General features: G+C 61.2%; 14 protein-coding genes. 10 read left to right on the top strand and 4 right to left on the bottom strand.

Annotated features, from left to right (window positions below; all coding sequences use genetic code 11):
* Nucleotide 1 precedes the first annotated feature (1 nt).
* Genes ACN0SC_RS00695 through ACN0SC_RS00670 form a run of 6 tightly spaced genes read left to right on the top strand, consistent with a single transcriptional unit; the run spans nucleotide 2 to nucleotide 3,179 of the window.
* Nucleotides 2-355, top strand: coding sequence for an Mth938-like domain-containing protein (locus tag ACN0SC_RS00695; protein ID WP_417247742.1), 354 nt, complete (start codon nucleotides 2-4; stop codon nucleotides 353-355).
* 31 nt (nucleotides 356-386) lie between these two features.
* On the top strand, nucleotides 387-1,022 hold the full coding sequence (gene ccmA, locus ACN0SC_RS00690; protein ID WP_417247741.1) for a heme ABC exporter ATP-binding protein CcmA: 636 nt from the start codon (nucleotides 387-389) through the stop codon (nucleotides 1,020-1,022).
* Nucleotides 1,019-1,675, top strand: coding sequence for a heme exporter protein CcmB (gene ccmB, locus ACN0SC_RS00685; RefSeq protein WP_417247740.1), 657 nt, complete (start codon nucleotides 1,019-1,021; stop codon nucleotides 1,673-1,675). The genes ccmA and ccmB overlap by 4 nt, the downstream gene beginning before the upstream one ends.
* Nucleotides 1,676-1,729: 54 nt before the next feature.
* Entirely contained in the window at nucleotides 1,730-2,467 is a 738-nt protein-coding gene (locus ACN0SC_RS00680; RefSeq protein ID WP_417247739.1) for a heme ABC transporter permease, read from the top strand.
* Between the two features lie 27 nt (nucleotides 2,468-2,494).
* Nucleotides 2,495-2,644, top strand: a complete 150-nt coding sequence (ccmD, locus tag ACN0SC_RS00675) for a heme exporter protein CcmD (RefSeq protein WP_417247738.1) — start codon at nucleotides 2,495-2,497, stop codon at nucleotides 2,642-2,644.
* Nucleotides 2,637-3,179 (top strand): DsbE family thiol:disulfide interchange protein, encoded by a 543-nt coding sequence (locus ACN0SC_RS00670; RefSeq protein ID WP_417247737.1) that lies wholly within the window; start codon nucleotides 2,637-2,639, stop codon nucleotides 3,177-3,179. Before ccmD ends, ACN0SC_RS00670 begins: the two co-directional genes overlap by 8 nt.
* A gap of 78 nt (nucleotides 3,180-3,257) precedes the next feature.
* Here ACN0SC_RS00670 and ACN0SC_RS00665 read toward each other — a convergent pair whose 3' ends face one another.
* A complete protein-coding gene (locus tag ACN0SC_RS00665; protein ID WP_417247736.1) occupies nucleotides 3,258-4,535 on the bottom strand; it encodes an O-acetylhomoserine aminocarboxypropyltransferase/cysteine synthase family protein in 1,278 nt (425 codons plus the stop codon).
* A gap of 733 nt (nucleotides 4,536-5,268) precedes the next feature.
* Here ACN0SC_RS00665 and arsC point away from each other — a divergent pair.
* Nucleotides 5,269-5,631: an arsenate reductase (glutaredoxin) gene (arsC, locus tag ACN0SC_RS00660; protein ID WP_417247735.1), complete on the top strand. Its 363-nt coding sequence runs from the start codon at nucleotides 5,269-5,271 to the stop codon at nucleotides 5,629-5,631.
* An 81-nt stretch (nucleotides 5,632-5,712) separates the two neighbouring features.
* Here the strand turns inward: arsC and ACN0SC_RS00655 are convergent, their stop codons facing one another.
* Both ACN0SC_RS00655 and ACN0SC_RS00650 read right to left on the bottom strand, forming a co-directional pair.
* On the bottom strand, nucleotides 5,713-6,429 hold the full coding sequence (locus ACN0SC_RS00655; RefSeq protein WP_417247734.1) for a DVUA0089 family protein: 717 nt from the start codon (nucleotides 6,427-6,429) through the stop codon (nucleotides 5,713-5,715).
* A gap of 175 nt (nucleotides 6,430-6,604) precedes the next feature.
* Entirely contained in the window at nucleotides 6,605-7,300 is a 696-nt protein-coding gene (locus tag ACN0SC_RS00650; RefSeq protein WP_417248531.1) for a helix-turn-helix transcriptional regulator, read from the bottom strand.
* Nucleotides 7,301-7,389: 89 nt separating this feature from the next.
* Between ACN0SC_RS00650 and ACN0SC_RS00645 the strand changes: the two genes are divergently transcribed.
* On the top strand, nucleotides 7,390-8,004 hold the full coding sequence (locus ACN0SC_RS00645; protein ID WP_417247733.1) for a glutathione S-transferase family protein: 615 nt from the start codon (nucleotides 7,390-7,392) through the stop codon (nucleotides 8,002-8,004).
* A gap of 108 nt (nucleotides 8,005-8,112) precedes the next feature.
* Here ACN0SC_RS00645 and acnA read toward each other — a convergent pair whose 3' ends face one another.
* The gene (gene acnA / locus ACN0SC_RS00640; RefSeq protein ID WP_417247732.1) at nucleotides 8,113-10,800 is read right to left on the bottom strand and encodes an aconitate hydratase AcnA; all 2,688 of its coding nucleotides are present in this window, start codon (nucleotides 10,798-10,800) and stop codon (nucleotides 8,113-8,115) included.
* Between the two features lie 321 nt (nucleotides 10,801-11,121).
* Here acnA and ACN0SC_RS00635 point away from each other — a divergent pair, with 321 nt between their 5' ends.
* Nucleotides 11,122-11,709 carry a hypothetical protein gene (locus ACN0SC_RS00635; RefSeq protein WP_417247731.1) on the top strand — a complete coding sequence of 196 codons (588 nt, stop codon included), beginning with the start codon at nucleotides 11,122-11,124 and terminating at the stop codon, nucleotides 11,707-11,709.
* 179 nt (nucleotides 11,710-11,888) lie between these two features.
* Nucleotides 11,889-12,608, top strand: coding sequence for a DUF1223 domain-containing protein (locus tag ACN0SC_RS00630; protein WP_417247730.1), 720 nt, complete (start codon nucleotides 11,889-11,891; stop codon nucleotides 12,606-12,608).
* Nucleotides 12,609-12,611: the final 3 nt, after the last annotated feature.

Genomic DNA, 12,611 nt, shown 5'->3' with positions numbered 1-12,611 from the left:
GATGCAGATCAACGAAATGCCCTTTGAGGATGCCATCCCGATCGAGGGATATGGTCCGAACTTCTTTCGCGTTGGCGGAGAAGTGAACGAGGGCGCGATGATCCTGTGCGGCGCGGAAGTGACGTCTTGGGGCGGCTACGAGGACACAGGGCCGCTCACCGATCTGGCGGGCCACATTGATTTCGTCGTGGTCGGCACGGGCACGGAGATGACCCATGTGCCCAAACCTTTCCGCGCCGCGCTCACCGCCGCAGGGATCGGCATCGAGGTGATGGCCACACCCACGGCCTGTCGCAGCTACAATATTCTCGCCTCCGAGGGCCGTCGCGTCGCTGTGGCGCTTTTGCCTGTATGACGGCGGGCGCAATGGCGCTAATGTCGGCCCCATGAGTTTGATTTTCGTCGAAAACCTCTCCGTTGCGCGCGGTGGTATTCCCGTTCTTGAAGGGCTGTCCTTTTCCGTTGGCGCGGGGGAGGTACTGGTGCTGCGCGGGCCGAACGGGTCGGGCAAGACCACGCTCCTGCGCACGCTGGCGGGGCTCCAGCCATCATTCGCAGGTGCAGTCCATTGCGACCCCGAAACAGTGGCCTATGCCGCCCATGCCGATGGGCTGAAAGCCACGCTTTCCGTGCGCGAGAACCTTGCCTTCTGGGCGGGGATCTACGGCGGCGGCGATGTGGATGCGGCGATTGCGGGCTTCGATCTGGACGGGTTGCAGGCGCGTCTGGCGGGCAATCTCTCGGCAGGGCAAAAACGCCGCCTCGGCCTTGCGCGGCTGATGGTGATGGGGCGCCCCGTCTGGGTGCTCGACGAACCCACCGTTTCTCTAGATGCCGCCTCGGTCGCGCTTTTCGCCGCCCGCGTGCGCGCCCATCTGGACGCGGGCGGCGCGGCGGTGATCGCTACCCATATCGACCTCGGATTTGAAGAACGAGTCTTCGACGTGACCCCACACAAGGCGCGCGGTGATGTGGCCCATAATGATTTTGACGGCAACGATTTCGACGGGGCATTCCTATGATCCGGCTTTTGTGGCGCGATCTTGTTCTGGCCGTGCGGGCAGGGGGCGGCTTCGGACTGGGGCTTGGTTTCTTCCTCATCCTCGTGACCCTTGTGCCATTCGGCGTTGGACCCAATAGCGAAAACCTCGCCATCATCGCACCAGGTATCCTGTGGATCGGTGCGCTTCTGGCCTGCCTGCTCTCGCTCGACCGTATCTTTGCGCTCGACTTCGAGGATGGCTCGCTCGACCTTCTGGCCACGGCCCCCGTGCCGCTCGAGGGGGTGGTCTTTGCCAAGGCGCTGGCGCATTGGATCACCACGGGATTGCCGCTGGTCGTGGCCGCGCCCGCGCTCGGTTTCCTGCTGCACCTTGAAAGCGGGGCCTACTGGTGGCTCTTCATAACGCTCCTCATCGGCACGCCTGCGCTCTCCTTTATCGGAGCCTTCGGCGCGGCGCTTACGGTAGGGCTAAAACGTGGGGGGCTTTTGATGAGCCTTCTGGTGCTGCCGCTCTATATCCCCACGCTGATCTTCGGCGCGGAGGTGGTGCGGCGCGGAGCAGAAGGGTTTCTGGTCTCCACGCCCCTGATGATGCAGGCAGGGATTACGGCAGGTGCGGTGGCCTTGCTGCCCTTTGCCGCAGCCGCCGCCATTCGGATCGCGTTGAGGTGAGTTGAGCGCCGCGCCACTTCGGATTAGAAAGGCGCAACGGAGAGGGAGACGCAGATGGCATCCATTTGGGAATGGGCGAACCCGCGCAAGTTCATGAACTGGACCGACCGCGCACTGCCCGTGATTGCGGGTCTGGCCGCCGTGGTGCTTTCGGTTGGGCTGGTGTGGGGGTTTTTCTTCACGCCTGACGACTATCGGCAAGGGTCGACGGTCAAGATTTTCTACCTCCATGTCCCTGCGGCCATGATGGCTATCAACATTTGGGTCATGATGCTTGTGACATCTCTGATCTGGCTGTTCCGCCGCCACCATGTCTCGGCACTTGCGGCCAAGGCCGCAGCACCCATCGGCATGGTGATGACCCTTATCGCGCTCGTGACGGGGGCGATCTGGGGCAAGCCGATGTGGGGCACCTATTGGGAATGGGATCCGCGTCTGACCTCGTTTCTGATCCTGCTGCTGTTCTATATCGGCTATATGGCGCTTTGGGAGGCGCTGGAGAACCCTGACACGGCCGCCGACCTTACCGCCGTTCTGTGCGTCGTAGGCTCGGTCTTCGCGCTTCTGTCGCGCTACGCGGTGCTGTTCTGGAACCAAGGGCTGCATCAGGGCGCGTCGCTCTCGTTGGACAAGGAAGAGAACGTGTCCGATATCTATTTCTATCCCGCGCTTGTTGCGATAGCGGGGTTTGTCCTCCTCTTCGTGGCACTTGTGCTCCTGCGCACCCGCACCGAAATCCGCAACCGCCGCCTGCAGGCGTTGGAAATGCGCGAGCGAATGCAGGGCCAATGAGACCCACGTTAATCAAAGGATCGTTCCATGCCTGATCTTGGAAAATACGCCGCCGATGTGCTGGCCGCCTACGGGGTGTCATTCGCCCTGTTGATCGCGCTGGTTTGGCGCTCCCTTGCTCAATCGGCCCGTGCAAAGCAACGGTTGGCCGAAGCGGAGGCGCGGCGCAATGGCTAAAATCAATCCGCTCATGGTGCTGCCGCCGCTGTTGTTCGCGGGGCTTGCGGGTCTGTTCATATTTGGCATGGCGCGCGAAGATGCCGAGCAACTCCCGTCCAGCCAGATCGGCCGCGATGCGCCGTCGATTGCCGCCGTGACGCCGCTGGGCGATTTGCCGCCGCTCACCGACGAGATGCTCCACGAGGACGGGGTCAAGCTGGTGAACTACTGGGCAAGCTGGTGCGGACCGTGCCGTGCCGAGCATCCGCAACTGGAAACGCTCAAAGACGAAGGCGTGACGATCTACGGCATCAACTACAAGGACGAGGCCGACAATGCGGGGGATTTCCTCGCCGAGTTGGGCAATCCCTACACCGCAGTTGGTCAGGACGAGCCAGGGCGCACGGCGCTCGAATGGGGGCTTTACGGTGTGCCCGAAACCTATGTGGTCGATGCCGAAGGGCGCATCCGCTATCGCTTTGCGGGGCCGATCACGGTTGAGATCCTTGACAAGTATATCCGCCCCGAGATCGAGAAAGCGGCCATCGAGTAGGCGTCAGATCGCGTGAACAAGGCATGAAAAAGGCCCGCCAGATTGGCGGGCCTTTCCTTTGATGTATTGCGCTGTGGCTTAGCTGAGTGCCTGATCAAGATCGGCGATCAGGTCGTCGACATTCTCGATCCCGACGGACAGGCGCAGAACATTGGGTGCAGCCCCAGCCTTGATCAGTTCGGCTTCGCTCAACTGGCGGTGCGTCGTGGAGGCGGGGTGGATCACGAGGCTGCGTGTGTCGCCGAGGTTGGCCACATGGCTGAACAGCTCCAGTTTCGAGACCGTCTCGACGCAGGCGTCATAGCCGCCCTTGAGCGCCACGGTGAACAGGGCACCCGCACCGCGCGGGCAGATGCGTGTCATCCGCTCGTAATAGGGCGAGGAGGGCAGACCCGCGTAGGTCACGGCCTCGATACGGTCGTCGCCTTCGAGCCATGTGGCCACTTCGGCAGCGTTGCGCACATGGCGCTCCATGCGCAGCGACAGGGTTTCGATCCCCATGAGCGTGTAATGCGCGGCCTGCGGGTTCATGGTCATGCCCAGATCGCGCAGACCCACGGCGATGGCGTGGAAGGTGAAAGCCATCGGCCCGAAGGTCTCGGAGAAGGTGAGGCCGTGATAGGCGGGCTCGGGCGCCGAGAGCGAGGGGAACTTGTCGGACGCGGCCCAGTCAAAAGTGCCGCTGTCGACAATACAGCCGCCGGTGACCGTGCCGTTACCTGTGAGGTATTTCGTGGTCGAATGCACCACCAGCGTCGCGCCATGCTCGATGGGGCGCACGAGGTAGGGGGTGGAGGCGGTGTTGTCCACGATGAGCGGCAGGCCCGCGTTCTTGGCGACTTTGCCAATGGCGTCGAGGTCGGTGATCACGCCGCCGGGGTTGGCAATCGCCTCGCAGAAGATCGCGCGGGTATCGTCGTCGATTGCCTCGCGCACCGCGTCGAGGTCGTCAAAATCGACGAACTTCGCGGACCAGCCGAAGCGTTTGAAAGTCTGGGAGAACTGGGTGAGCGTACCGCCGTAAAGACGCGTGGAGGCGATCACGTTGCAGCCAGGTTGCATCAGCGGGAAGAGCGCCATGATCTGTGCCGCGTGGCCAGAGGAGCAGCAGACCGCCCCTGTGCCGCCCTCAAGAGCGCAGATGCGGTTGGCCAGCGCCGAAACGGTCGGGTTGGTCAGGCGCGAATAGATGTATCCGACTTCTTCGAGGTTGAAGAGGCGTGCGGCGTGGTCGGCGTCTTTGAACACATAAGAGGTCGTTTGGTAGATCGGCACCTGACGTGCGCCCGTGGCGGGATCGGGCTCCGTGCCAGCGTGGACCTGCAAAGTGTCGAAGCCGAGTTTCTTGTCGGACATGAGTTGTCTCCCATTCTCATAATGTCGCGTGAAATCGCGAGGGCATGTTTGCGCGCAGACTATGCCCGCGCGCGGTGTGTTGCAACGAGAGAGGGGTTGGCGGGCGCGCGCAGCCCGCCGATGAGGGAGGAGGTTTGGCGCAGGGCCGTGAGTACAGGAGAGGGTTCCGCGCTGGACGGATTTTTCGGGACGGGTGTTCGGGGGGGCGGTCGCCGTCAGTTCCCGCCAGAGGACAGCACGACCGCCGCCAGTAGCGGCAGGATTGTGAGCAGCTCCGAAACAGGCAGCGGGATTCGGGCGACGAACGGGATTTGTGCGACGTGTTTTTTCATACCCTCTAGTCTGGCGGGGATTGGTTAACGTGTTCTCACCATTCGTGCGTGAATGACGCATTTTTCGGTGGAACTTCAAGCGTTAACAGAGCGTAATCGACTGTTGTTTCTCGTGCGATAACAGTGCTGCATTGGGGGCTGGGACTGGCGACGGAGGTGCAGCAGTAGCGCGCTCCAAATGCCTCGCAAAACGCCAAAAGGCGCGTCTCCGCGCTGACGCGATCCCCCCTTGTCTGCGCGAAAGAGAATCACCCGACCCGTCTTCGTCCTCGCTCAGGACAAACCGCCACGCCGACCCGTCTGGCCAAACCCGCGCGCATGGCGCTAAAGTCGCTTCTGTTCGATCGACAAGACGCGCGTGAGACACGGCGCGCAAAAGACAGGAGTTGCGAGGCGTCGCCATGATCAAAATCTACCACAACCCCCGATGTTCCAAATCGCGCCAGACGCTCGACATCCTGCGCAAGAGTGGCGCGGAGGTGGAGGTGATCGCCTATCTCGACACCCCGCCGCGCCGTGATGAACTGGCGAAGATCATCGCGCAGGCGGGGGAAACGCCACGTTCGGTCCTGCGCTCGATGCAAAAGGAAGCCGCCGAACAGGGGCTGACACGCGAGAGCACCGATGACGAAATCCTCGATGCCATGATCGCCGCCCCGATCCTGATCAACCGCCCGCTGGTGGTGACACCGAAAGGCGCGCGCCTGTGTCGTCCGCCCGAACGTGTCTATGAAATTCTCGATGTGGAGAAACCCGTCAGCTAGGAGAGGACTACGCGTCGGATGAGACGCAAAATGCCCCGCCAATTGGCAAGGCATGTCTGAAGCTCGTCGAGGGTGTGGGCGTTAGGCCATCGCCTCGGGCTTGCGCCGCAATTTGCGCAGCCCCGCTGGGATCATCAGCGCGGCCAGAAGCAAAGGCGCCGAGGCGGGCAGGGGCACAGGGGAGACCCCCGCGACCACGAGATCCTCGCCCGTGATGGTCATCTCGAAATTGTAGCTGGCCTCGACGGTGCCGTTCTGCGGCAGGGTGTTCCAGGATTCGGTGTCCTGATAGGCCGTGCCGCCGACCGCGCCTGCAACATAGTCGATATAGGAGGCGTCCGAGGGAGGGTTGAGAACCGAGCCGCCATTGAACAGACTGCGATTGGTGTATTGGCCTACCAGCGCGATGTAATTGCCACCTGGCACGGTGGTGGACAGGTAGCTGTCGAGCGCCCAGCTATATGGCGTGTCGTCGTTGAAGGCGATCAGGCCGTCTTCCGAGAAATCTCCGTCATCCTCAAAGAGGTAGACATAGGGGTCGAACGTCTGCCAACCTGAACTATAGGACGGCACGGAAAGTTCCAAACTGCCCGCAGAGGCCGAGAAGTAGTAGGCCGCCATCTGGCTATAGGTATCGGTGCGCGTGCGACGCCAGCCATTGCTGTAATACGTGACCTCGCGCTCCATTTCCGCCACCGATCCCGTGACATCGACGGAAACCGTTACCGCGACCGCATGTGTTGCCGACCCCAGAAGGGCGGCGGCGCTCAATGCCAGTGTTCCGGTCAACCGTTTCATAACGCTACTATCCGTTTTGCGACCCGTGGCGGGCCAGTCAGACCTTGATCCGCGCAACGGGGTGTTGCGCGGCAAGGGGGCATTCAATTGGTTAACAAGTCCCATCGGATTTGGGCGCGATTGTGACGCAGGTGGGGATTAACCAAGAAAATGCACCGTCACTTCACGGGCTGACTCACCGCGATTTGCCCTGTGCCTTCAATTGCGCGATGTGGTCACGCAAGAGGGGCACACGGCGCGGACGGAAGCTCTCATCCGTGCGGCGCGCCTCGACAATCCGATCCGCAATGAACTTGCGAAAGTCGTGGCGCAGACAGCACCACGCGAGGATCATCACGCGATGGTCGAGGTAAACGATCGCAAGCGGGTAGATCCGTCTTTCGCTCCTGCGGCCTTCGGCGTCGCTATAGGAGATATCGAGCGCGGTTTCCGTCCATGTCGCCTCACGCAGCACGGTCATATCGACCTGCGGCACCTCTGGTTCATAGAAGCGATGCACGAGATTGACAGCATGGGCTGCCTGCCGCTGTTGGCGTTCGTTTAGTGTCGCGGTGATCTTTATCAGCGCATCCGCCGCCGCCTCCGAGAGTGCCGCATCCCCGCGCGACTGCACCTCCGACAGACCCATCACCAGTGCCTCGATTTCCAGTTGCGTGAATGTCTGTGGCGGTAGGGCAGGGTCTTCGGTCATGGTGTAACCCACACCCGCTTCCCCTTCGATCCGTGCGCCTGCAGCCCTGAGCGCGTCGATGTCGCGGTAGATCGTGCGCTCGGAGACCTCCATCGCCCCCGCCAGACGTGCAGCGGTCACGGGCGGCGTGAGGCCGCGGATCAAATGGAGCAAGCGAAAGAGGCGGTCGGATTTGGACATGCGGAGATCATCGGCGAAGGCTGCTGACATATTTTGTCAGTAGAACCGTGTCAGTTTGTCCATGTAACGTCAACTTAGGAGATACCCAGATGCTCACCCTTTACCACGCCCCCAATTCCCGCTCGACCCGCATCGTTAGCCTGATCGACGCGATGGACATCCGTGATCATGTCGAGATCGTCACCGTGACCGTTTCGCGTCAGGATGGGTCGGGCGGCAAAGATCCCGCCAACCCGCACCCCGAGGGCAAGGTGCCGCTGCTTGTCACCGAAGAGGGCGAGCAGATCCGCGAAAGCAATGCGATCATGATCTATCTCACCGACCGTTTCGGCACCCACGGCCGCGCAGTTGGCGAGAGTGGACGCGGCACCTACCTGTCGTGGATGACGTGGTATGGCAATGTCTTTGAACCCGTCTACGTGCTTGGGTTTGCGCAGGCCGAGCATCCCGTCTTCACCACGACATGGCGCGGCATTCCCGAGGCGGTCGCGGTGCTACAAGAGGCGCTTTCGGACGGGCGGCCCTTCCTCATGGGCGACGACATGACGGCTGCCGACCTGCTCATTTCCTCGACCTATTTCTGGTTCCGCGACGGCGTGCCCGATGTGCCCGAAATCGCGGCATGGGTGGAACGCTGCGCCGCGCTCGACTGTGTGCAGAAGGCAGCGGCCTTCGATGCGGCGGAATTGGCCAAGCTCACGTAATACGCATGATGGAGGGCGTGGGCCGCGCGCATTCTTCGCTGCAGAATACTCAAAGAAAAGGCCCCGCCAGATAGCGGGGCCTTTCCGTGTCTTGAACCGAATGTCGTCTTACGACTTGGCGAGGTTGCGCAGCACGTAGTGCAGAACGCCGCCGTTTTCGATGTATTCGATCTCAGGCGCCGTATCGATGCGGCAGCGCAGTTTGATCACCTTCTTGGAGCCGTCGCCCATGGTGATTTCCGCGTCCAGCATGTCCTGCGGCTTCACGCTGTCAAGACCCATGATCGTCACTGTCTCGTCGCCCGTAAGGCCGAGCGATTTGCGGTTGTCACCGCCAGTGAATTCGAAGGGAACAACACCCATGCCAACGAGGTTGGAACGGTGGATACGCTCGAAGCTCTCTGCGATCACGGCCTTGACGCCCAGAAGCGCGGTGCCTTTGGCTGCCCAGTCACGCGAGGAGCCCGCGCCATACTGTTCGCCACCAAAGACGACGAGCGGTGTGCCCGCTTCCTGATAGGCCATAGACGCATCGTAAACGGAGGTCTGTTCGCCATCGGGGCCTTTGGTGTAGCCGCCTTCAACGCCATCGAGCATCTCGTTCTTGATGCGGATGTTGGCGAAGGTGCCGCGCATCATGATCTCGTGGTTGCCGCGACGCGAGCCGTAGGAGTTGAACTCGCGCACCGCCACGCCGCGCTCGGTCAGATATTGACCTGCGGGAGTGGTTTGAGCGAAGGAACCTGCGGGGGAGATGTGGTCGGTTGTGACCATATCGCCGAGGATGAGGAGCGGTTTTGCGCCCTCGATGTTCTGGATCGAGCCTTTTTCCGCCCCCATGCCTTGGAAGTAGGGCGGGTTCTGGATGTAGGTCGATTCCGCAGGCCAGTCGTAGGTTTCGCCGCCAGAGACGGAGACGCCCTGCCATTTCTCGTCGCCTTTGAACACATCGGCGTATTTCTTGAGGAAGGCATCGCGCGTCACGGTCTTTTCGACCAGTTCCGCGATTTCGGCATTGGTGGGCCAGATGTCCTTGAGGTAGACGTCATTGCCATCCTTGTCCTGACCGAGCGGCTCGGTTGTCAGGTCGATGTTCATGTCGCCCGCCAGCGCATAGGCCACAACCAGCGGCGGGGAGGCGAGGTAGTTGGCGCGCACGTCGGGGGAGATACGGCCCTCGAAGTTGCGGTTGCCCGACAGAACAGCCGTTGCCACCAGATCACCCTCGGCAATCGCTTCGGACAGTTCGGGCTGGATCGGACCGGAGTTGCCGATACAGGTGGTGCAGCCGTAGCCCACGAGGTTGAAGCCGACGGCGTCCAGATCCTCTTGCAGACCTGCGGCCTCCAGATACTCGGTTACGACCTGAGAACCAGGAGCAAGCGAGGTTTTCACCCAAGGCTTGCGGTTGAGGCCGAGTGCACGTGCTTTGCGTGCTACGAGACCCGCCCCGATCATCACGTAGGGGTTGGAGGTGTTGGTGCAGGATGTGATCGAGGCGATCACGACCTTGCCCGAAGTCATCTCGTAATCCTCGCCCTTCACAGGCACGGATTTCCCCATGTCGCGTTTGAAGGTCTCGGCCATTTCCTTGGCAAATGCGGATTTCGCCTCGGTGAGTGCGAGGTAGTCCTGCGGACGTTTGGGACCGGAGATCGCGGGAACGATAGTGTTCATGTCCAGTTCCAGCGTCGAGGAGTAGATCGGTGCGTAATCTGCACCACGCCAGAAACCGTTTTCCTTGGCGTAGGCTTCGACCAGAGCGATACGGTCCTCGTCGCGACCCGTCTGCTTGAGGTAGCGCAGGGTTTCGTTGTCGATGGGGAAGAAGCCACAGGTCGCGCCGTATTCGGGTGCCATGTTGGCAATCGTTGCACGCTGTGCCAGCGGCAGATGGTCGAGGCCGTCGCCGTAGAATTCGACGAATTTGCCGACAACGCCGTGCTCGCGGAGCATTTCCACGACTTTCAGCACAAGGTCGGTGCCCGTGGTGCCTTCGACCATTTCACCTGTGAGCTTGAAGCCCACAACTTCAGGGATGAGCATGGAGATCGGCTGGCCGAGCATGGCCGCTTCCGCCTCGATGCCGCCCACGCCCCAGCCGAGAACAGCAAGGCCGTTGACCATGGTGGTGTGGCTGTCGGTGCCGACAAGCGTGTCGGGGTAGGCGACTTCTTCGCCGTTCTGATCGGTATCGGTCCAGACGGTCTGTGCGAGATACTCGACGTTCACCTGGTGACAGATGCCCGTGCCCGGGGGCACAACGCGGAAGTTTTCAAATGCGGTCTGACCCCATTTGAGGAACTGGTAGCGCTCCATGTTGCGCTCGTATTCACGGTCGACGTTCATCTGGAACGCACGTGGGTTGCCGAACTCGTCGATCATGACCGAGTGGTCAATCACGAGGTCAACGGGAACCAGCGGGTTGATCTTCTTGGCATCGCCACCGAGCGACTTGATGCCGTCACGCATTGCGGCGAGGTCGACCACGGCGGGAACGCCGGTGAAGTCCTGCATCAGCACGCGGGCAGGGCGGTAGGCCAGCTCGCGGTTGCCTTTACCGCCATTCTTGGCCCATTCGGCAAATGCCTTGATGTCGTCGGTGGAGACGGAGAAACCGTCATCTTCGAAACGAAGGATGTTTTCGAGCACCACTTTGAGCGATGCGGGGAGTTTGGAGAAATCGCCGAAACCGGCTTCCTGCGCGGCAGGAATCGAGTAGTAGGCGATTTTCTTGCCGTTCACGTCGAGCGTGCGGCGGGTTTTTGCGGTGTCTTTACCGACAACAACAGTCATGGGGATGAGCCTCCCTTTTAGGATGAGGGGTTACGCTGGCCCGCTTTTGACGGGTTTTGTGCCCGTATTCAAGAGGGAGAGATGCTTTCGGTATACTTTTGTATGCCGCAAGCGAGATTTTTCGCGAAATGTTAGGGCTATCACCTGCCGATTGCCCAAAAGTGACGCGGCAGCCGCCCGCATCTTGGGCAAGTTTACCGCAAATTAAGTGATTTGTCCCATGGTCGTGAAATTCCGTCGCGCAGGGCCATTGCGAGTGCCCTAACCCCTTCCTTTTGCCGTTGCGGGGCGGGCGATTAGCAGTTCTGAAAGGCCACGCAAATGACCAGTTTACGTTTCATGACACTCGCCGTCGCGGCAGCGGCTCTCCCGTTCACGGTAACGGCTGCTTCGGCTGATGACGCCAACCACTTCGCGCCTCAGATGGAGCTTTTCCTTTCGCTGACAGTGCAAGCGTGGGTGAGCGATGATGTCGCCATCGACGCTATCCGCGCGCAAAATTCCCGCACCGGTGACTTGAGTGAGGCGGAGATCCTCGCGCTCGACAAGAAATGGCGGGCGGCGCAGGTGAGTGATCCCATCATCGCCGATGTCCTCAACAACCCGTTCTCGGACTTCCTGCGCACGCAAAGCGCACAATACGAGGGTGTCGTGACCGAAGTCTTTGTCACCGATGCAAAGGGCCTCAATGTCGCCGCCACCGTTCCAACCTCCGACTACTGGCAGGGTGACGAAGCCAAGCATCAGGAAAGCTTCGGCAAGGGCGCAGGCGCGATCCACATCGGCGGGATGGAAGTGGACGAGTCCACGGGCGTCTACCAAGGGCAGGCGTCCATGACCATCTCGGACCCCGAAACGGGCGACCCGATCGGTGCGATCACTGTCGGTGTATTGCCCGAAATGCTCTGAACCCCCTCAAGTCTCGCTCTTTGCGAAGGAGACTTTGCACAGGGCGATGTGCCTCATCGAGCGGGACCACTTGACTATATGCGGTTGAGTGGTTGTAACGTCTTCTCTCAAAACCTTGATTGGCAGGTGACCCGCCCCACGGCTAGGTAGGTGGGGACCGAAGAGAACAGGAAACCCCGATGAATCGACCGCTCCGCACCGCCGCCCTTGCTGCCGCCGCTTTGCTGTCGCTGGCCGTGTCGTCGCCCGCGCGCGCCGATGACCGTCTTGTCGTGGTGGAGCTTTTCACCTCGCAAGGTTGCTCTTCCTGTCCGCCTGCCGATGCGTTGATGAGCGAGTTGGCCACGGTCGAGGGCGTTCTACCGCTCTCGCTCCATGTCGATTACTGGGATTACATCGGCTGGAAGGACAATTTCGCCCAGCCCGCCTTTACCGACCGCCAGCGCGCCTATGCGCGCGCGGCAGGAAAACGCACCATCTACACGCCGCAAATGATCGTGCAGGGCCGCGATCATGTGGTTGGTTTCAAGCCGATGCTTCTCGCCGACGCCATTGAGCGCCGCCGCAGCGCGATGCTTATGGAACCCGTGACGCTCAGTGCGACCCGTAATGGCGAGACAGTGACAATTGAGGCCCGTGCGACAGGCGATCTGCCACCACACATGATCCTCCAGATTGTCCGCTTCGATGACCACGAGCGGGTCCAGATCGGGCGCGGGGAGAACGCGGGTCGCGTGGTGGATTACACCAATATCGTCACCGACTGGAAGCCCGTCGCCGAATGGGACGGGCGCGCGCCGCTACAGGTTGATGTCGAGGCGGCGGGGGATCTAGATACGGCGGTTTTGCTACAAGCGGCAGGACCTGGCCATATTCTCGCGGCCACCCGCGCCCATTGATCC

It is taken from the genome of Celeribacter sp. (assembly GCF_048261515.1).
Taxonomy (GTDB): domain Bacteria; phylum Pseudomonadota; class Alphaproteobacteria; order Rhodobacterales; family Rhodobacteraceae; genus Celeribacter.
The sequence above is the reverse complement of the archived record's forward strand: the minus strand, read 5'-3'. Positions and strand labels throughout refer to the sequence as shown.